This is a genomic window from Coriobacteriia bacterium (assembly GCA_041658765.1).
GTDB lineage: Bacteria > Actinomycetota > Coriobacteriia > Anaerosomatales > JBAZZO01 > JBAZZO01.
The window spans coordinates 54,517-74,182 of the sequence record JBAZZO010000001.1; the positions used below are offsets into that span (position 1 = coordinate 54,517).

Sequence of the window (19,666 nt, forward strand, 5' to 3'; positions counted from 1 at the left end):
GGAGGGGATATGCCGCGCAAGAAGACTAGCGCACCGGTCGAGGCGGACGTCGCGGTCCTCGGGGTCGAGACGTCGGCGCCGGTCATCGAGCGCGTCGTCATGTTCTTCCTCGAAGATCGGAAGTACGCGTTCCCCATAGACCGCGTTCAGGAGATCCAGCAGATCGTCGAGCTCACCACAGTCCCCGACGTTGCTCCGGCGCTCGTCGGGATGATCAACCTACGCGGCTCGGTCGTCCCCGTGGTCGATCTGCGCCTTCTGCTCGGGCTTGAGGAGCTTCCCTACAACCTGCAGACGCCGATGATCATCTGCCGTTCGGGCGAGTATCTCGTCGCGATCATCGTCGACGAGGTCGAGGACGTCGTCCCCGTCCCCGAGGGCAGCATCGAGCCGCCCTCGTCGCTCTACGCCCTCCAGGACCGGATGCTCGGGGTATGGCGCATGGGCGCCGAGCTCGTCTTCGTTCTCGACCTCGACCGCCTCGTCCCCGAAGAGGCGCTCGCGGCGACAGGAGGTGACGTGAGATGACACGACGCGTCTCCGGTGACCTCACCGAGCAGGCCGCGGAGGTGCTGCGCCGTCGCGCGGACTCGCTGGCGCAGCGCGAGGAGGCCGACGCGGTCGAGGACCGCATGGACATCCTGCTCTTCGCCCTCGCGGACGAGTGGTACGCCGTGCGGATCGTCGACGTGCGGGAGATCTACAACGAGTACCGGTTGGCGGGCGTACCCTGCGTCCCCGAGCACATCCTCGGGGTCATCAACATCCGCGGCGAGATCGTCTCCGTCACCGATCTCGCCGCGCTCATGCGTCTCGCCGCCCCGAGAGACCTGTATCCGGGCGTGGAGTTGCCGCCGCTGATCGTCGTTCAGGACGATTCCTGCGCGTCCGCCATCGTGGTCGACGTCATCGGCGACATCGTGGACGTAGCGGTCTCCTCGGTGGAGCCTCCGCTCTCCACCTACGAGAAGACCCAGGGTGAGTACGTGTCCGGACAGGTCTACGTCGACGGGATGCTGGTAGGCCTCGTCAATCTTGCGAAGGTGCTCGAGCCGGTCGGCGCGCGCGACTGACGCCGGACGGCGTCGAAGGTGAGGATAGGGGACATGAAGAGCCTTTTCGAACGGTTCCGTGGCAAGTTCCTGTACAAGTACATCCTGGTGAACGTCGGGCTCTTCGCCGTGATCAACATCATCCAGGTGTCCGTTCTCTACATCCTCTTCCGCGACCAGGTCACCATCGGGGTCGGGTGGGGATGGAACATGGTGCTCGCACTCGGCTGTCTCGCCCTGCTCTCGCTCGCGTGGTTCGTCTCCTCCGTGTGGATCGGCTACCGCCTCATGGCACCCCTCTCTCGCGTCGTCGACTCCGTGAACCAGGCGTGTCAGGGCGAGATCGGCCAGAAGGTCGCAGTCGAGACGAACGACGAGTTCGGCATGCTGGCTCGCAGCTACAACCAGATGCTCGATCTCATCGTCTACCTCATCACGCAGACGCAGGAGTCCTCTCGCCGCCTTGGAGAGTCGGCATCCGAGATCCTCGCCGCGACCGAGCAGCAGGCGTCGGGCTCGGCCGAACAGGCGGCGAGCATCAGCGAGACCACGGCTACGATGGAGGAGTTGGCGGCGACGTACCGGCAGATCGCCGACAACGCCAACCAGGTGGTCCGCATGGCCGAGGCGTCGCTAGGCAGCGCGGAGAACGGTCAGCAGGCGGTCTTCAACACGCTCTCCGCGATGGAGGACATCAAGACGCGCGCGCAGTCATCCGCGAACAAGATCCTCGCTCTCGGAGAGCGCAGTCAGCAGATATCCCAGGTGCTCGCCATAATCAACGGCATCGCCGATCAGACGAAGATACTCGCGCTCAACGCGGCCATCGAGGCGGCGCGCGCCGGCGAAGCGGGGAAGGGGTTCTCGGTCGTCGCGATCGAGATCCGCAAGCTCGCCGAGTCGGTCGTCGGCTCCACCAACGAGATCTCGGGGATCATGAGCGAGATCCAGGGTGCCGCGAACGACCTGGTCGTCGCGACCGAGCAGGAACTGAAGCAAGTCCAGGGGGGCGTCGATCTCGCCCACGTGACCGGGGACAGCTTCGAGTCGATCCTCGAGATGATCGAGCAGACCACCGTCGCCGCAAAGGAGATCTCCGCCGCGACGCAGCAGCAGCGCAGCGCCACCGAGCAGGTCGTCAAGGCGATGCGCGAAGTGGCGGCGGTCGCGCAGCAGACCGCGGTCGGGAGCAAGCAGGTCGCGTCGTCGGCCGAGGGGCTCTCGAACATCGCGCGCGAGACGAGCCAGGTCGGCTCCGCTTTCAGGATCGTCGGGTAGCGCCGACTCAAGGAAGGGACGCACCAGGATGGTCGAGTTCGACCGGTCGGCGTTCATCGGCAAGTTCCAGGAGGAGGCGCAGGAGTACCTCCAGCGCCTGAACGAGGGCGTCATCACGCTCGAGGGCGATCCGGGCAACCGCGAGCTCATCGACCAGATGCTGCGCGATGCCCACACGCTCAAGGGCAGTTCGCGGATGGTCGGCCTCCTCGAGATCGCCGACGTCGCGCACAGGCTCGAGGACATCATGGTCAAGGTGCGCGACGGCCTGATGGCCTACACGCCGCAGATGTCGGATCCGTTCTTCGAGGCGCTCGACGCGATCGTCTTCCTGTCGGACAACGCCGGCAAGGATGTCGCGGGGCAACTCGACATACCGGGCCTGCTCGCCAGGCTCGGCGCGATCGCCGACAGCGGCGAGGTCGCGGTGGCTCCCGAGCCCGTCGAGACGCCCGCGCCCGCCGTGATCGCCGGCGAGGACGACGGCGAGGACGACGATGAGGGTGACGTCGCGGAGGCCTCCGAGGCGCACGACGCTTCGGAGGGGCCGCAGCGCGCGAAGCGGGACGAGACGCTCAAGGCGAAGGTCCAGCACACCGTGCGCGTGCGGACCTCCCAGGTGGACACGCTGCTGAATCTGGTGAGCGAGGTGGTGATCACTCAGATCAAGGCCGAGCAACGCTCGTTCGACCTTCGCGCCGTGCAGTCCGAGACGGCGGACATCTGGTCTTCGTGGGTGCGGATGCGCGCGGCGGTCTCTGCCCTCGAAGACGGCTCCGAGAGCCTCGGTGAGGAGATCGCGTCACTCGACGGGCTGCTGGCCGATTGGCGTGGCCGACTCGGCTCGTTCGCGAAGGACTACGTCGACGACGTCTCGCGGACGTCCACGGTCGTCGCCGACCTGCAGGAGCACGCGATGCGGCTGCGCATGCTGCCCGTCGCCACCGTCTTCAACACGTTCCCGCGTGCCGTGCACGACCTCGCGCACGACTTCCACAAAGAGGTCGAGCTCGAGATGCACGGTGAGGACACCGAGCTCGACAAGAAGGTCCTCGAGGAGATCAACGATCCGCTCATCCACATCATGCGCAACGCCGTCGACCACGGCATCGAATCGCCCGCGACGCGTGTCGCGCAGGGCAAGCCGAGCCGAGGGACGATCTCGATGTCCGCGCGACAGGAGGGCGACCACATCGTCATCGAGGTCTCCGATGACGGAGCGGGTATCGATCCGGAACTGGTGCGCACGGCCGCGGTGCGCAAGGGTTTCGTCGGCGAGGCGGAAGCCCGCTCGATGTCCGAGCGCGAGGCGACGTACCTGATCTTCGAGGCGGGTTTCTCCACGAGCCCGATCATCACCGAGATCTCCGGTCGCGGGGTCGGCATGGACGTGGTGCGCGAGTTCGTCGTGGACAAACTCAAGGGGTCGCTCGACCTCGACACCAAGCTCGGCGAGGGCACGACGTTCCGGCTGACCATCCCGCTGACGCTCGCGATCATCCGCGCCCTCCTTCTGCGTTGCGGCGGCCAGACGTTCGCCCTGCCCACAGCGTCGATAGAGGAGACGCTGCGCATCGAGCCCAGCCAGATCATCAAGGTCGAGGGGCGAGAGGTCGTACGCCGGCAGCGCCGGACCATCCCGCTGGTCCACCTTGCGGACATCCTGGGCCTGCCCGTCACCGAGCGCGACGGCAGCAAGATCCGCATCGTCGTGGTCGGATTCTCCGGCCACAGGATGGGCTACATCGTCGACGAGCTCGTCGGCGAGCAGCAGATCGTCATCAAGACCCTCGGCTCGCATCTCAAGGGGGTGGACAACATCGCCGGCGTGACGGTCCTGGGCGCGGGCGAGATCGTCCCCATCCTCAACGTGCCCGACCTGATGACGAACGCCCGGACCCGGTCGGGTCTGCGACGCGCCACCGTGAGCGCCGAGAACGAGAACGCCGGGCCCAAGCGGGTCCTCATCTGCGAGGACTCGTTCACGACCCGCGAGCTCGAGCGCTCGATCTTCGAGGCCGCGGGATACGAGGTCGAGGTGGCGACCGACGGGGCGATGGGCCTGTCGATGCTGCGCGAGGGTCTGCAGATAGACGCTGTCGTCACGGACGTGCAGATGCCGAACATGAACGGCTTCGAGTTCACTCGCGCGGTCAAGAACGACGCGCAGCTGCACACGACGCCGATCGTCATAGTCACCTCGCTCGAACGCGACGAGGAGAAGGCGGAGGGCATCGACGCCGGCGCCGATGCCTACATCACGAAATCAGTCTTCAATCAGGACACGCTGCTCGATACCGTCGAGCGCTTGATCAGATAGGGAACCGCAGATGACCGGCCCGCCCATCCGCGTCGTCGTGGCCGACGACTCGCTCGTCGCCCGCGAGATGCTCCGCCAGATCCTCGACAGCGATCCCGACATCGAGGTCGTCGGCGTCGCGTCGGACGGGCAGGAAGCGGTCGACCTCGTCGCGTCGCTGCGGCCCGACCTCGTCACCATGGACATCCATATGCCGAGGATGGACGGTCTCGAGGCGACGGAACGGATCATGGCCTACACGCCCACCCCGATACTCGTCGTCTCCTCGTCGGTGCACGGCGAGGGCATGGGCCGCGCGTTCGACGCGCTCTCGTCCGGGGCGCTCGAGGTCATCAAGAAGCCGGAGCCCAGCGACTGGCAGGACATGCAGAAGATAGGCCGGACGATGATCCGGACCGTGAAGATCCTCTCGAAGGTCAGGGTGATCACCCACCTGCGCGGCAAGTACAAGCCGGGACAGGAGCGCGAGGTCGGGCGCCGGGCTCCGCACCCGGAGTCTCCCGGGGGCCGGGTGATCGTCGCCGTGGGGTCGTCGACGGGCGGGCCGTCCGCTCTGCTCTCGGTCCTCGGCAAGCTGCCCGCGACGTTCCCCGTCCCGGTCGTGGTGGCGCAGCACATCGCCGAGGGGTTCGTCCCCGGCCTCGTAGGATGGCTCGACGCCGGCTGCCGCATGAAGATACGTGCGGCCGAGGACGGCGAGACGGTCAAGCCCGGCATGGTCTACTTCGCGCCGACGGGCCGCAACCTCGAGATGGACGGCATGGTCGCGCGCTACGCGACTCCGCTACCGGGTCAGCTCTACATCCCGTCCGCGGACACGCTGTTCTCCTCGGTCGCGCGCTCGCACGGGTCGCGGTCCGTGGGCGTCATCCTCACGGGGATGGGCGCGGACGGCGCCGAGGGGCTGAAGTCCATGCGCGCGGCCGGAGCCGCCACCATCGCGCAGGACGAGGAATCCTCGACCGTCTTCGGCATGCCGAAGGCGGCGATCGACAACGGCGCGGCGGTGACGGTCCTGCCGGTAGCCGCTATCGCCGACGAGGTGCAACGGCTCGTCATGGGCGTCACCTGACGCCGCTCGTCCGTATTTCCGCCGCTGTCCATCGCAAGGCGGTCGCCTTCCTCTATGCGTCGGCACGCGATTTGCCGTACCCTTCCAACATGCTCGCGCGGCCGTCATGCCGCCCGCGTCCGACCGGCAAAGCGGACGAGGGTGAGGGAGAGCGGGCGAGTCCTCGTATGAGGACGCGATAAGGGGAAAGGGTGAGATCCCTTGGCCTTCGGTCTGTACGTCTCCCGTTGTGGAGGCAGGGTAGGCGACGTCATCGACGTCGATGAGTTAGCAGCCTGTTTCGAGCGTCGCGCGGCGGTGACGAGGGTCGTAGATGACCTGTACCGCGCCGACGTGCTCGATCGCATCGAGCGCGATGTGATGGACGCGGGGCTGGACGGTATCGTCCTGGCCGGACACTCGCCGGGGCGGTTCGACCACAGCCTGTCCGGGCGCCAGATCCGTGAGCGTCTCGTGGCCGCGGGGGTGAATCCCAACCGCATCTCGTGCGCGAACATCCTCGAGCAGGTGGCTCTCCCGCATGCCGGGGATCCTGAGGCGGCGAAGGCGAAAGCCCGAGCGCTGCTCGAGGTCGCCATCCTCGAGGTGACCATGCGCGATGAGGTCGGCTCGAAGAGTGCCGAACCCCGCCGCAGCGTGCTCATACTCGGCGCCACGGCGCAGGGGATCATCGCGGCGCAACGCCTCCTCCAGCTCGGCTACCGGGTCGTCATCGCCGATCGCGCGGACGGCTCCGCCCGGATCGCCGCCATGGACATCCTCTCGGCGACCGCGGCATACGTCCTGGGTCACGAGGCGTGCGAGACCGTGGATGACGCCCGGATCGTGGACGGGTCGGGTTGGGTGGGTGACTACGATGTCGCGCTCTCGTCCCCGGACGGTACCGCGACGTTCCAGGTGGGCGGCATCCTCATCGCCGAACCAGAAAGCGCCGAATGGGTCGAGGAGTTGCGCGCTCACTTCCGGATCGATGTCGACGACGAAGGATCCGCCCGGTCCATCGACCCCGCGGTGCATCCCGCCGAGACCGTCGATCCCGGGATCATGGTCGTGCCGCGGGCGGACGCCGACGCGCCTGTGCGCGACAAGGTCGCCGCCGCCGACTCGGCGGCGATGGCGCTGGTGCTACGGCTCTCCCAGCCTCTCACGGTCCACTACATCGAGACCTCGTCCGTCGACGAGACCCTATGCGGCGGATGCGCGTCATGTGTCAAGACATGCGCCTTCGGCGCGTGCTCCATCGACCCCGAGACCGGGCAGTCGCACGTCGACATCCGGCGTTGCCGCGGTTGCGGGAAGTGCGTCGTCGGTTGCGCGGTAGGCGCGCGGGACATCGTGACCTCGCCGCATCCCTACCTCGTCGCGGCGGTCCACTCGCTCGCGGAGTCCGACTCCCCCGGCCCGCGCGTGCTCGGCTTCCTGTGCGGCGGCTGCGGCTATCCGGCCGCCGACAGCGCCGGGGAGTTCGTCGCGGGCGGCGGCGGCGCGTATCCCGCGTCGTTCCTGCCCCTGCGCATCCCGTGCGGAGGCCGTCTCGACACGCTCTACGTGCTCGAGGCGTTCAAGGCCGGCTTCGACGGCGTCGCGGTCTTCAGATGCCGTGAGGGACACTGCCACAACCTGATCGGGAACCTCGACATGGACCGGCGCATGAACCTGCTCCGCACGGTTCTGCGGTCGCGCGGTCTCGACGACCTTCGTCTGCGCATCGTCGACATCTCTCCTTTCGAGGGGGAGGTCTTCGTGGCTGCGGTCAACGACTTCGTCGGCGACTTGAGCAAGCTCGCGAACGGGAAGGGTGGCCCCCAATGAGCAAGCCTCGCCTAGCGACCGTCGTTCTCGGCGGCTGCACGGGCTGTCATCTCTCGCTCCTCGACGCGCATGAAGGGCTGCTCGAGCTCCTCGGCGACGTCGAGCTCGTGTATTCCCCGCTCATCGACGTCGCCGACTTCCCCGCATGCGATGTGGCGGTCGTCGAAGGCGCGGTCTCGACCGCCCACGACGAAGAGGTGCTCCGCGTCGTCCGCGCGAAGGCGGCCACGCTCGTGGCGGTCGGGTCGTGCGCGACGCTCGGCGGCATCGGAGGGCTCCGCAACCTCCACACCGCGCGTGAAGTCGCCGGCTACGTGTACGGCGTGACGCCCGAGACGGAGGTGCCCGCTCTCCAGCGCCGCGTGCGGCCGCTGTCGGACATCGTCGAAGTCGACGTCTCGGTCCCCGGATGCGCTCCGCCCACGGAGACTCTCGTCGCCGCCGTGAGCGCCGCCGTGACGGGGGCGCCGTTCGAGCTGCCCAGGCGCAACCTCTGCGACGAATGCTCCCGGGTGCACGACACCCTTCTCGAGCATTCGAAGGACTTCGTCTCCGACGGCGTCTACGCCCTGATGGAGCTCGAGACCATCGATCCCGAGCGCTGCTTCCTCGAGCAGGGCGTCATCTGCATGGGGCCGATGACTCGAGAGGGTTGCGGCTCCCGTTGCACCGAGGCGAACGTGCCTTGCCGCGGCTGCATGGGGCCGAGCCGGCTCGACTTCGAGCAGGGCGGGAAGATGGTCGACGTGCTCGCGGCGATCCTCCCGGCGGGCGCGATCATGTACATGGACGACCTAATCGGCACCGGATACCGGTTCAGCATGCCCGTCTCCATCTTCCCCGCCGTCTACGATCACGAAGGAGACGACGATGCCTAGGACCGTCACGCTGCCTCCCATCTCGCGCATAGAAGGGCACGGACGTGTGTCGCTCTTCCTCGACGACGAGGGGCGCGTCGCGGACGCGCACTTCAACGTCATCGAGTTCCGTGGATTCGAGAAGTTCGTCGAAGGGCGCATGGTCTGGGAGATGCCGCTCATCACGAGCCGCGTCTGCGGCATCTGTCCCGTGAGCCACCACGTCGCCGCTGTGAAGGCCGTCGACGACCTGCTCGGGGTCGAGATACCGCGCCCGGCGCGACTCCTGAGGGAGCTGCTCCAGACCGCCGGGTTCCTCCACGACCACGCACTGCATTTCTTCTTCCTCGCCGGGCCGGACATCCTCACGGGCGTGGATCCGGCGAGCCGCAACCTGCTCGGTGTGGTGAACGCCTACCCTGAGCTCGCCGCGAAGGCGATCGCGATGCGCAAGGTCGGCCAGCGCGTCGTCGCCGCCGTGGGCGGTCAGGCGGGGCACCCGGTGACGGCCATCCCCGGCGGGATGTCCATCGCGCTCGATCGCGGCGTTCGCGACGAGCTGCTCGCGGCTTGCCGCGAGGTGCTCCCGCACTCGCTCGAGGCGGAGCGGCTGGCTCGCGAGTGCACGCTGCGGTTGCTCGCCGAGCACCCAGGGTTCGCCTCGACGCCGACCCCGTTCCTGGCCATGTTGCGCGGCGGCGACGTCTTCGACCTGTACGACGGCGATCTCGTCGCGTCGAAGGCTGATGGGACGCGCCTCGCGCCCTTCCCGGTCGGTGAGTTCTTCGATCGCGTCGACGAGACCGTCCTGCCGTGGTCCTACTGCAAGGTCCCGTACCTGACCGAGTTCGGCCCCGAGGCCGGCCGCTACCGGGTAGGGCCGCTCGCTCGCGTCGGTCTTGCCCGGACCATGGGCTCCGAGCTCGCCGACGGTCTGCGCGCGGAGTTCGAGTCCGAGCTCGGGCACTCGGTGCAGTCGGCGCTCGCGTATCACTGGGCCCGCATGATCGAGCTCGTGGCGGCCTTCGAGCGCGTGATCGCGCTGTTCGAGGACGAGGACGTCGTCTCTCCCGACGTCCGTGTGAAGGTCGAGAGGCGCAGCGGGGTCGGTGTGGGTGCGGTCGAGGCGCCGCGCGGCACGCTGGTCCACCGGTATGAAGCGGACGAAGTCGGACGGGTGACGAGCGCGCGGCTCGTCGTCGCCACGACACAGAACAACGCGGCCATCAACGCGGCGGTGCTCGACGCCGTGCGCGGCGCCCGTCTCGACGAAGGGGCGCTCGATGACGCCGTGGTACGCCGGATGGAACTCGGCATCCGCGCCTACGACCCATGTCTTTCCTGTTCGACGCACGAGGCGGGCCGAGTGCCGCTCGCCGTGGAGGTCGTCGCCTCCGACGGTTCGGTGCTCGTGTCGCGGGGGGTGGGATCGGAGTGATGGCGGTCAAAGACGCGATCGACTCTCACGTGAGGCATAGGCTCGAGGACACCTTCGGCAAGGCGCTCGCGATGCTCATCTTCATGGCAGCCACGAACGAGTCGAAGGCTCCGACCATCGACCCGTCCCGGGACGACTACATGAGGCTCGTGGAGTCGATCTGCAGGGATCGTCGGGTCGTGGACATGTGGGGCTCCTCGGGCGCATCCGATGCCTTGCGCCAGTGGCAGGCGCTCGTCTAGGCCCGCTGACCGGCGATCGTGTCGTCGATGAGGGTCCGAACGAGGCCGGCCGCGTCGGACGCGGCCGCTTCGGCGACGGACGACAGTCCCTCCGCGTGTGACATCTCGGGAGCCGCGACGGAGACGAGCGCGGCTTTCGGCGCTCGCCCGTAGACCGCCCGCGCCACGCCGAGCAGCCCGGCTGCGTCGAGCGAATGGCCGCCGAGGTCGACCTTCCCCGGGACGAGCGCGGTCACCGCGGCCGGGGGCGCGGCGCGCCGGACCGCGTCGACGACGATGAGGAAGCCCGCTTCGGCGACATCGGGCGCGAGGGTGACATCGAGCGCCGTCACCGCGAGCAGGCGCGCGTCGCCGCCGGGCTCGGGTCCGAGGAGCCGCGCGACCCGATGCGCGACGCCGTCGTCGCCGCGAGCCTGGTTCCCGACGCAGATGACGAGCGTGTGACCCATGTCCGTAGTATAGGTCCGCTCCCGGTGCTCGGCGCTATACTTGCCGCATGGCCTGTGATCTTCCCATAGGTGTCTTCGACTCCGGTCTCGGCGGGCTCACCGTCGTGCGCGAGATCGAGCGCGTGTCGCCGGACGAGTCCGTCGTCTACCTGGGCGATACCGCGCGCTGCCCGTACGGACCGCGTCCTCTCTCGCAGGTGCGCGACTTCGTACTCGAACTCGGCGCCTGGATGCGACGGCGGCCGGTGAAGCTCATGGTCGTCGCGTGCAACACCGGGACGGCCGCGGGGCTCGCCGCCGCCCAGCGGGCGTTCGACGTCCCCGTCATCGGCGTCATCGAGCCCGGTGCCCGCGCCGCCGTGCGCGCGACGATCGACCGACGCGTGGGCGTGATCGGCACGCTCGGCACGATCGAGTCCGGGGCTTATAGCGACGCGGTGCGTGCTCTCGACGCCGGCGTGACGGTCTTCTCGGCGGCCACACCCAAGTTCGTGGACGTCGTCGAGGCCGGCCTGAGGATGGGGCCGGGCACGCTCGAGGAGTGGCTCGCCGAAGCGAGCGACGTCTTCATCCGGCCGAGCTTCCACCAGATAGCCCGCGACTACCTGGAACCGCTCAAGAGGTCGGGCATCGACACGCTCGTGCTGGGCTGCACGCACTTCCCGCTGCTCTCCTCGGCGATCGGGCAGGTGGTCGGCCGCGGGGTGCGTCTCATCTCGTCCGCGGAAGAGACCGCGCGCGAGGTGGCGGAGACTTTGAAGCGGCGCGAGCTGCTCGCCCCCGCGGGTGCGGTCCCGACGCGCGCGTACGTCACGACCGGCGACGGCGCGGAGTTCCGCGACCTGGGCGGGAGGGTCCTGCGCCACCCTGTCGAACGTGTCGAGACAGTCGGGCTATCCGAGTTGGAGGCCCTGCTCACTCCCGAGCTGCTGGCCGCCGCCGAGCCGGCGGGTGAGCTCCCGTGAGGCTGACCGTTCTAGGATCGTGCGCGTCGTATGCGGGAGCGGGGCGCGCATGCTCGGGTCACCTCGTCGAGAGCGGCGACACCAGGGTCCTGCTCGACTGCGGCAACGGCGTGCTCGCGAACCTCGCACGCGTGGTCGACCCCGCATCGCTCGACGCCGTCTTCGTGACGCATCCGCACCCCGACCACTTCGTCGATCTGTACGCGCTGCACGCCCTGCTGCGGTATGCGCCGGACGGACCTGTGGCGCAGTTGCGTCTGTACTTGCCGACCGATCTCTTCGAGCGGATGGGCTGCCTTCTCTCCGACAGGGGGAAGAGGGAGTTCGCGGAGGCGTTCGACACGGAGCCCCTCGTAGGAGGCTCGCCGGTCGTCGTGGGGGACCTCACCGTCACGCCGTATCCGGTCGATCACACCAGTGAGTCGTTCGCACTCGTGGTCGAAGACGGCCGCAGGCGGCTATGCTACACGGGCGACACGCGGCCCGGTCCGGCCGCCGTGAGCGCCGCACGGGGCGCTGGCCTGCTGCTCGCGGAAGCGACGCTCCCGGCCGAGTACTCCGGGCGTGCGCCGCACATGACGGGCCGGGACGCGGGGATGCTCGCGCGCGAGGCGGGGGCGGGGACGCTCGTGCTCACTCACATCTGGCCGACGGCTTCCCGCGAGGGTATCGCCGAAGAAGCGCGCTCGGTCTGGGACGGGGACGTCAAGCTCGCCGATGAGCTCGCGACCTTCGAGGTCGCCAGCGGACGGGAGACGACCGATGGGACGACGTGAAGGCCGGGCGCTCGACGAGCTGCGCCCCGTGCGCCTGACGCGCGGATACCTCAAGCACGCCGCCGGGTCGTGCCTCTTCGAGTTGGGAGATACCGTCGTGCTCTGCGCGGCGACCGTGAGCGACACGGTCGCCGGGTGGCGTCGCGGTTCGGGCCTCGGGTGGGTGACCGCCGAGTACGCGATGCTCCCGGCAGCGACGCACGACCGGAAGCGGCGCGAGGTGACGCAAGGCGCGCCGGGTGGCCGCACGCACGAGATACAGCGGCTCGTCGGACGGGCGCTGCGCTCCGTCGTCGACCTCGGCGGGCTCGGCGGGGAGGTCACCGTGACCCTCGACTGCGACGTCATCCAGGCGGACGGCGGCACGCGCACCGCCTCGATCACGGGCGCGTTCCTTGCGATGCACGACTCGCTTTCCGCTTGGCGCGACGCCGGACGCATCTCCGAGATGCCCATCCTCGAGCACGTCGCGGCGATATCCGCGGGCATGGTCGACGGGGAGTGCATGCTCGACCTCGCCTACGAGGAGGACAGCGTCGCGGAGATCGACATGAACGTCGTGATGGATGGCCGCGGGCGCCTCGTCGAGATACAGGGGACCGGCGAGCGCGCCCCGTTCGAGCGGGCGCGTCTCGACGAGCTCGTCGACCTGGCTGCCTCCGGGATCTCGCGCCTGGTCGACATCCAGCGCGAGGTGCTGCGCGAGGGGCTCATGACGTATGGGCGGTGACGCGGGCCCGCGCCGCGTCGTCGTAGCGACGGGCAACGCGGGCAAGCTCGTCGAGATCCGGCATGCGCTCGACGTCCCCGGCTGGTCGTTCCTCTCCCCGGGCGAACTCGGCGGGACCGTCCTCGACGTCGAGGAGACCGGCGCGACCTTCGAGGAGAACGCGCTGATCAAGGCGCGCGCGTACGCGGCGGCGTTCGGCGTCGCTGCGCTCGCGGACGACAGCGGTCTCGAGGTGGACGCGCTCGCCGGCGCGCCGGGCGTGCGCTCCGCGCGCTGGGCGGGCGAGCCGGCCGACGACGCGGCGAACAGCGCGCGCATCCTGGTCGACCTCGCCGGCGTCCCTCTGCCGCGCCGCGCCGCGCGGTTCCGCTGCGCCATCGCGCTCTTCGATCCCGAGGACGGCACGCTCGTCGCGCACGGGACGTGCGAAGGTTCGCTGGCCGAGACGCCGCGCGGCACGGGCGGGTTCGGCTACGACCCGCTCTTCCTGCCCGACGCCACGCCGGGCCGCACGATGGCCGAGCTGTCCCTCGCGGAGAAGGGCGAGATCAGCCATCGCGGCGCCGCTCTGCGCGCGTTGCGCGAGCTGCTAGTCGCGGGGGGCAGGGCATGATCGAGGAGCGGGTCGCCTATGGAGACCATCCTCTCCAGCAGGTGCTGCTCTGCCTTCCCGAGGACGGTGCCGAAGGCGCGAGGCTCGTCGTCATGTTCCCCGGTGGAGGGTGGCGCAGCGGCGATCCGGACCGCTTCCGTTTCTTCGCCGAGCCGCTCGTCGGGCACGGTCTTCCCGTGGCGCTCGTAGGCTACCGCGCGGTGCCGGAGCACGTCTTCCCCGCGCAGCGTGACGACGCGCTCGACGGCTTCGCCGCCGCTCTCGCCGCTGGCGCGGAGCGGGGCCTGCGCCCGGACGGGGCCGTGCTCGGCGGTCAGTCCGCCGGGGCGCACCTCGCCGCTCTCGTCGCCTACGATCGCGGGGCGCGCGAGGAGCGTGGCATCGGCGAGGAGGCGATCGGCGGGCTGCTCTCGATCAGCGGGCCCCTCGACCTTCGAGTACGTGGCGGTCGGGAGCTCGACAACCTCGTGAGCGACCTCGTCGGTCACGGTCCGCCCTGGGACGAGGCCGACCCGGCGCGTTTCGTTCGCGGAGACGAGCTCTGGCCGGTGCTGTGCCTGCACGGCGGGCGCGACCCGCTCGTTCCTCTCGGGTCCGCGGCGGCGTTCGTCGCGCGCTTCGAGGAGTCGAGCCCGGGGCTCGCGCGTCTGCTCGTCGAGCCCGAGGCCGAGCATTCGTCGCTGCTGACGATGTTGGCGCAGGGCACGACCCCGCTCGCGGGCACCATGCTCGAGTGGATCGAGGCGCTCTCCGACGTCTCCTGATGGCGTGCGCGCCGCCGCGCCGCCGTGATATGCTCGGACGGCTTCGGCGGGCCGTGGCGCAGTCCGGTAGCGCACCTGCTTTGGGAGCAGGGGGTCGCCGGTTCGAATCCGGCCGGCCCGACCAGAGTGCGGCCGTAGTTCAATTGGTAGAGCATCAGCCTTCCAAGCTGATTGTTGCGGGTTCGAGTCCCGTCGGCCGCTCCATTGACAATCCGACCGTCTCGACGGTACCGTGCAAGGTCGCGGCAGCCCACGGAGACGGCGAGCGCCCGTAGCTCAGGTGGATAGAGCGGCTGCCTTCTAAGCAGCGGGTCGGGGGTTCGAGTCCCTCCGGGCGTGCCAGCCACCCATGGTGGGTGTAGCTCAGTTGGTTAGAGCGTCGGACTGTGGCTCCGAAGGTCGCGGGTTCGAGCCCCGTCACCCACCCCAGGATATCGCGAGGGTCCGCGCGGCGAGCGCGGGCCCTCAGCATTCCTGGCGGGGCGCGGATTTGCATAGCCGGGCCGGTCGGGTAGAATACCTCGCGCGGGGCAACCCGTTCGGGCCGTTAGCTCAGCCGGTAGAGCAGGGGACTCTTAATCCCAAGGTCATAGGTTCGATCCCTATACGGCCCACCAGCGACTTAGAAGGCCCCGGAGGATCCCATCTCGAGGGATCCGAAGGGGCCTTTCCCGTGCCCGGGCACTCGGTCGGCACTCAAGGCACCGAGCTGCAAATGCCTACCAGCTGGAATCTCCGAGGCGTATCGTGCTATGCAGGAGGCGGGGGTTTCGTAGGCGACTACGCAGTCTACGTGAGCGCTGGTGGATCTACCGAGGGGGCACTCGTGGGGGAACGGCGTGACAGGAGACTCATCCTCCCGTACGCGATGTTCATCACGCCATGCGTCATCGTCCCGGTTGTGGCCTTCTTGACTCGCGATGAACCGGAGTTCGGCAGCATCGTTGCTCCCCTTGCGACTGCCGCGCTGGTCTTCCCGGTGTTCCTTGTGGGGTTCGTCTGGCTTCTCTCCGCGCTCTATCGGCGGCGGCCGCTCAGGAAGGACGTAGTGGGGTGGCTTTGCTGGGTGCCGCTGTTCGCGATCTCCCTCGCAATGGCTTGTTACGGTCTCGTCGTGTTCAAGGGCTTCATGAAGGACCTGCCTTACAGCTACGGCGAGACCGAACCATATCTTGTGGCGAGCTCGGTCATCGCTCATCTTGGTTTGGGAGGGCTCGTATTCACCGTCGCTTCTCTAGTCCCGAGACGCAGTAGCGACCGTACTTCGTCATCCGGTCAGGATGGAGCGGAAGCGCCTTGCGATACCCGAGAGTCATAGCGCTAGCTTGTGCAGTGCAGATGAAGCGCGCCGGACGCTAAGCGCCCCCAGGATGGCCCACCAATCGCGAATGCGGAGGCCGGTCCCCTCGGGGGCCGGCCTCTTCGTCTTCCCGCTCGGCGCTGCACGGCAGTATCATCGTCGTGGACAACCACACCCTTGGAGGAACCATGACGCGCCGCCGTCTCGCCCTCACGCTCGTCGTCACCGTCGCGCTGCTGGCCGCGCTCGCCGCGCCTGCCGGCGCGGCGCAGGTCGCGCCGAAGACGGTCTCGTTCTCGGTGGTGCGCTCCATCGCCATCCCGGGCGCCAACTCGATGTTCACGCGCGCCCGGCCCGACGACGTCGCTGTGGGGCCCGACGGCAACATCTACGTGGTGTGCGAGAACGACCAGTACGTGCGGGTCTTCTCTCCCAGTGGTGCCAGCGTCCGCTCGTGGCGCTTCACCACCACGGCGAACATCACACTGGGGGACGTAGGGATCGACGTCGGACCCGACGGCAACGTCTATGTCGCGGACTCGTGGGAGTACATGATCAAGGTCTTCACCAGAACCGGGACGTTCATCCGCCAGTTCGGCTCGCAAGGCTACGGCAACGGCCAGTTCGACAGGCCGCTCGACGTCAAGGTGACCCCTGACCGCTCCATCGTCGTGGCGGACACCTGGGGCGGCCGCATCCAGATCTTCAACAGCGACGGGACGTTCTCCAGCGTGCTGCCCGTCGCCGGGCAGATGTCGCACCCTACCGGTATCGACGTCGACGCGCGTGGGCACATCTACGTCGCTGACGAGTCGTGGCTCAACCGCATCGAGGAGTTCAGAGACGACGGCTCGCTCGTCGCGACGTACGGTCCGCAGGTCGACTCGTTCCGGTTCCCGCAAGGCGTCACCGTCGACGCGAACGGCAACGTCTTCGTCGCCGACCCCGGCAACCATCGCGTGTGGGCCTTCGACTCGTCCGGCGCCCAGCAGGCCGTCTACACCGTGCCGACCCCGACCGGCACCGGCGCCAGCGCCAGCTCGCCGTCGAAGCTCGATGTGGATCCGAGCACGGGTCTGCTCTACGTGATCGACCACGACAATCCTCGCGTAGTGGTGCTGGCGACCGGCACGGGCACGTCTCTGTCGATGAGCGCGAGCACCGTCTCGCTCCCTTACGCGGGCGGCACGGCCACGTTGTCGGGCAGGCTGCGGACGACCTCCGGCACCGCGATCGCGGGCCGCAGCGTGGCGGTGCAGACCTCGACCGACCGCTCCGACTGGGGGCTGCTCGGTGTCTACACCACCGACGCGAGCGGCGCGTTCAGGGCCTCTCTCCAGGTGACCTCCGGCTCCTACGTGCGCGCGTTCTTCGCCGGAGAGGGACTCGCCCTACGAGCCTCCGCCAGCACACCGCTGCTCGTGCGTCCGCGGGCGGCGCTGGGAGCGCCTGTCGTGCCTTCCTCCACGGGTGTGAGGCGCGCGTTCACAGCGTACGGCACGATCCGGCCGCACCAGACGGCGGGGTCGAGGAACGTGACGCTCCGGCTGCAGAGGCTGGTGTCCGGGCGCTGGGTCGCGGCCGGCACGGCGACGGCTGTGAACTCCGACTCCGGTGGCGCGACGCGCTACACCGGGCGGTTCACGCCCGCGTATAGGGGCACGCATCGGGTGGTCGCGTCGTATGCGGGCTCCGTGGCATACGGTCCCGCGAGCGCGACCTCGCGCACGTTCCTCGTCCGCTAGCGCCGGTCGCCTCCGGGCCGATCGTGGGCATGCTTCCTGCTATACTGGTCCATCGTCTCGACGATGCGGGCGTGGCGGAACGGCAGACGCGCCGGGTTTAGGTCCCGGTGAGGCGACTCGTGGAGGTTCGACTCCTCTCGCCCGCACCATCGTCATCCGAACAGGGCGGCGGTCATCCGCGCCCGTGACGACCCAGCGGTCGCACGTCATCAGGAGGTCAGTTGAACAGCGTCACCACCACCATCGAGCGGCTCGAGGGCGATGCGGTCGCGGTGGACATCACCGTCTCCGCCGTCGACGTGGACGCGGCGATCACGGCCGCATACTCCGAGGCCGCTTCGAAGTACCGCTTCCAGGGATTCCGCCCGGGCAAGGCGCCGCGTCCGGTGATCGACGCGCAGTTCGGCCGCGACCGTCTGCTCGCCGACGCGCTCGAGACCCTCGTCTCGGATGCGTATCCGCTCGCGCTCGACGCGAACGATCTGCGTCCCATCGACCGTCCCGACTTCGGTGACCTCGAGGGTATGGAGGCGGGGAAGGATTACTCCTTCCGCATGACCGTGCACCTCAAGCCCGAGCACGCACTCTCAGGCCTCGACGACATGACCGTGACCGTCCCGCCGTCGAAGGCGTCCGATCGCGAGGTGGAGGCGCAGATCGCGTACAACCGCGAGCGGTACGCCACCCTCGCGCCCGTCAGCGGTCGTGGCGTAGCCGCGGGCGACTTCGCGCTCATCTCGTTCGTCGGCACCGTCGACGGGGAGCCCTACGAGGGCAACACCCTCGACAAGTACCTCTACGAGCTCGGGCGCGGCATCATGCCCAAGGAGTTCGACGACGGCCTGATCGGCGTCGAGGCGGGCGCCGAAGCGCACATCGAGTTCCCCATCCCCGACAGCTCGGCCATAGCCGAGTTCGTCGGACGCACGGCCGTCTTCGACGTGACGGTCCACGAGGTCAAGGAGAAGGTGCTTCCGCCGCTCGACGACGAGTACGCCGGCAACGTCGGCGGGTTCGAGACCATCGACGAGTACCGCGCCGACGTGCGCACGAAGCTCGACGAATCGAAGTCCGCCGGCTACCTCCAGATGGTCGAGCGCGAGGCGCGGGCGCTCCTGGCGCAGCGTCTCCAGGGCGATGCGCCCGACGCGATGGTCACGTCGAGGACCGACCGTCTCTTCCAGGACTTCTTCGAGAACCTGAAGGAACGCGGCATGTCGATCGAGGAGTACGTGCGCGCGACAGGTGTCCCGGCCGAACAGGTGAAGGCGGACGTAGAGCGGGAAGCGCGCATGCAGATTCGCGAGGAACTCGCGCTCGAGGCTCTCTTCCGCGCCCAGGGGATGACGATCACCGATGAGGAACTCGACGCCGAGATCGAGCAGATCGCGGCGTCCAGCAAGGGCGCTCCCGAGCGCCTCAAGGAGCGTCTGCGCGAGTCCGGCACCCTGCCGCTCGTGCGCGAGGAGATCATGCACCGCATGGCCGTGCGCTGGCTGATGGAGCACATCACGATCGTCGAGCAGGAGCCGAGCACCGGCGCCGAAGAAGCGCCTGCGGCGAAGACGAAGAAGAAGGCCCCGGCGAAGAAGAAGTCCGCCGGCGCGAAGGAGGAGTGAACGATGGTCCATGACGCAAAGGGTCTCGTACCCATCGTCGTCGAGCAGACCAGCCGCGGGGAGCGCAGCTTCGATATCTACTCGCGCCTGCTCAACGAGCGGATCGTCTTCCTCGGTCATGAGATCGACGACGTCATCGCGAACCTGGTGATCGCCCAGCTCCTCCATCTGGAGAGCGAGGACCCGGAGAAGGACATCAGCCTCTACGTCAACTCGCCCGGCGGTCTCGTCAGCGCCGGTCTCGCCGTCTACGACACCATGCAGTACATCCGCTGCGACGTGTCCACGATCTGCATCGGCCAGTGCGCGTCGATGGCGGCCATCCTGCTCGCCGCGGGCGCGCCGGGCAAGAGGTTCGCCCTGCCGAACAGCCGTGTCCTCATCCACCAGCCCCTCGGCGGCGTGCAGGGCCAGGTAGCGGACATCGAGATCGGCGCCAGGGAGATGCTGCGCACTCGCGCGCAGCTCGACATCATCCTCGCGAGGCACACGGGGCAGCCCGTGGAGAAGATCCATGCCGACACCGATCGCGACAACATCATGACGGCCGAGGAGGCCGCCTCATACGGGCTAGTCGACCACGTCGTGACTGAGCGCGTCGCGGCGGACGACAAGAAGAAGTAGAGGCGGCGCA

Annotated in this window: 19 protein-coding genes and 6 tRNA genes; 24 read left to right on the forward strand and 1 reads right to left on the reverse strand. The window is 68.5% G+C overall.

Annotated features, from left to right (window positions below):
- The first annotated feature begins 9 nt into the window (after positions 1-9).
- The 9 genes from WC971_00280 (at position 10) to WC971_00320 (ending at position 10,071) form a co-directional block, all read left to right on the forward strand.
- A complete protein-coding gene (locus WC971_00280) occupies positions 10-528 on the forward strand; it encodes a chemotaxis protein CheW (GenBank protein MFA5843253.1) in 519 nt (172 codons plus the stop codon).
- A complete protein-coding gene (locus tag WC971_00285; protein MFA5843254.1) occupies positions 525-1,073 on the forward strand; it encodes a chemotaxis protein CheW in 549 nt (182 codons plus the stop codon). The genes WC971_00280 and WC971_00285 overlap by 4 nt, the downstream gene beginning before the upstream one ends.
- 33 nt (positions 1,074-1,106) lie before the next feature.
- Positions 1,107-2,330 carry a HAMP domain-containing methyl-accepting chemotaxis protein gene (locus WC971_00290; GenBank protein MFA5843255.1) on the forward strand — a complete coding sequence of 408 codons (1,224 nt, stop codon included), beginning with the start codon at positions 1,107-1,109 and terminating at the stop codon, positions 2,328-2,330.
- A 28-nt stretch (positions 2,331-2,358) separates the two neighbouring features.
- Positions 2,359-4,650, forward strand: a complete 2,292-nt coding sequence (locus tag WC971_00295; protein MFA5843256.1) for a hybrid sensor histidine kinase/response regulator — start codon at positions 2,359-2,361, stop codon at positions 4,648-4,650.
- 10 nt (positions 4,651-4,660) lie between these two features.
- A complete protein-coding gene (gene cheB / locus WC971_00300; protein MFA5843257.1) occupies positions 4,661-5,722 on the forward strand; it encodes a chemotaxis-specific protein-glutamate methyltransferase CheB in 1,062 nt (353 codons plus the stop codon).
- A gap of 201 nt (positions 5,723-5,923) precedes the next feature.
- The gene (locus WC971_00305) at positions 5,924-7,534 is read left to right on the forward strand and encodes a hydrogenase iron-sulfur subunit (GenBank protein ID MFA5843258.1); all 1,611 of its coding nucleotides are present in this window, start codon (positions 5,924-5,926) and stop codon (positions 7,532-7,534) included.
- Positions 7,531-8,412, forward strand: coding sequence for a F420-nonreducing hydrogenase (locus WC971_00310; GenBank protein MFA5843259.1), 882 nt, complete (start codon positions 7,531-7,533; stop codon positions 8,410-8,412). Before WC971_00305 ends, WC971_00310 begins: the two co-directional genes overlap by 4 nt.
- A complete protein-coding gene (locus WC971_00315; protein MFA5843260.1) occupies positions 8,405-9,829 on the forward strand; it encodes a Ni/Fe hydrogenase subunit alpha in 1,425 nt (474 codons plus the stop codon). Before WC971_00310 ends, WC971_00315 begins: the two co-directional genes overlap by 8 nt.
- Positions 9,829-10,071 (forward strand): hypothetical protein, encoded by a 243-nt coding sequence (locus WC971_00320; protein ID MFA5843261.1) that lies wholly within the window; start codon positions 9,829-9,831, stop codon positions 10,069-10,071. Before WC971_00315 ends, WC971_00320 begins: the two co-directional genes overlap by 1 nt.
- On the opposite strand, the gene WC971_00325 is transcribed toward WC971_00320, so the two are convergent.
- Positions 10,068-10,520, reverse strand: a complete 453-nt coding sequence (locus WC971_00325) for a hydrogenase maturation protease (protein MFA5843262.1) — start codon at positions 10,518-10,520, stop codon at positions 10,068-10,070. The two genes, WC971_00320 and WC971_00325, sit on opposite strands and share 4 nt — an antisense overlap.
- A gap of 47 nt (positions 10,521-10,567) precedes the next feature.
- Here WC971_00325 and murI point away from each other — a divergent pair, with 47 nt between their 5' ends.
- From murI to clpP, 15 genes are all read left to right on the forward strand, one after another.
- Positions 10,568-11,485, forward strand: a complete 918-nt coding sequence (murI, locus tag WC971_00330) for a glutamate racemase (protein ID MFA5843263.1) — start codon at positions 10,568-10,570, stop codon at positions 11,483-11,485.
- Entirely contained in the window at positions 11,482-12,261 is a 780-nt protein-coding gene (locus WC971_00335; GenBank protein MFA5843264.1) for an MBL fold metallo-hydrolase, read from the forward strand. Before murI ends, WC971_00335 begins: the two co-directional genes overlap by 4 nt.
- Entirely contained in the window at positions 12,248-12,991 is a 744-nt protein-coding gene (gene rph / locus WC971_00340; protein MFA5843265.1) for a ribonuclease PH, read from the forward strand. The genes WC971_00335 and rph overlap by 14 nt, the downstream gene beginning before the upstream one ends.
- Complete coding sequence (rdgB, locus tag WC971_00345) at positions 12,981-13,604, forward strand: RdgB/HAM1 family non-canonical purine NTP pyrophosphatase (protein ID MFA5843266.1); 624 nt, start codon at positions 12,981-12,983, stop codon at positions 13,602-13,604. Before rph ends, rdgB begins: the two co-directional genes overlap by 11 nt.
- Entirely contained in the window at positions 13,601-14,368 is a 768-nt protein-coding gene (locus WC971_00350) for an alpha/beta hydrolase (GenBank protein ID MFA5843267.1), read from the forward strand. Before rdgB ends, WC971_00350 begins: the two co-directional genes overlap by 4 nt.
- 47 nt (positions 14,369-14,415) lie before the next feature.
- Positions 14,416-14,492 (forward strand) — tRNA-Pro (locus WC971_00355).
- A gap of 4 nt (positions 14,493-14,496) precedes the next feature.
- Positions 14,497-14,572, forward strand: a tRNA-Gly gene (locus WC971_00360).
- 61 nt (positions 14,573-14,633) lie between these two features.
- Positions 14,634-14,710 (forward strand) — tRNA-Arg (locus WC971_00365).
- A 10-nt stretch (positions 14,711-14,720) separates the two neighbouring features.
- A tRNA-His gene (locus tag WC971_00370) sits at positions 14,721-14,797 on the forward strand.
- Positions 14,798-14,909: 112 nt separating this feature from the next.
- Positions 14,910-14,985, forward strand: a tRNA-Lys gene (locus WC971_00375).
- Positions 14,986-15,194: 209 nt separating this feature from the next.
- Positions 15,195-15,686: a hypothetical protein gene (locus WC971_00380; GenBank protein MFA5843268.1), complete on the forward strand. Its 492-nt coding sequence runs from the start codon at positions 15,195-15,197 to the stop codon at positions 15,684-15,686.
- 170 nt (positions 15,687-15,856) lie between these two features.
- The gene (locus WC971_00385) at positions 15,857-17,413 is read left to right on the forward strand and encodes an NHL repeat-containing protein (protein MFA5843269.1); all 1,557 of its coding nucleotides are present in this window, start codon (positions 15,857-15,859) and stop codon (positions 17,411-17,413) included.
- A 65-nt stretch (positions 17,414-17,478) separates the two neighbouring features.
- Positions 17,479-17,562, forward strand: a tRNA-Leu gene (locus WC971_00390).
- A 72-nt stretch (positions 17,563-17,634) separates the two neighbouring features.
- On the forward strand, positions 17,635-19,032 hold the full coding sequence (gene tig / locus WC971_00395; GenBank protein ID MFA5843270.1) for a trigger factor: 1,398 nt from the start codon (positions 17,635-17,637) through the stop codon (positions 19,030-19,032).
- A 3-nt stretch (positions 19,033-19,035) separates the two neighbouring features.
- Positions 19,036-19,656 carry an ATP-dependent Clp endopeptidase proteolytic subunit ClpP gene (clpP, locus tag WC971_00400; protein MFA5843271.1) on the forward strand — a complete coding sequence of 207 codons (621 nt, stop codon included), beginning with the start codon at positions 19,036-19,038 and terminating at the stop codon, positions 19,654-19,656.
- The last annotated feature ends 10 nt before the right edge of the window (positions 19,657-19,666 follow it).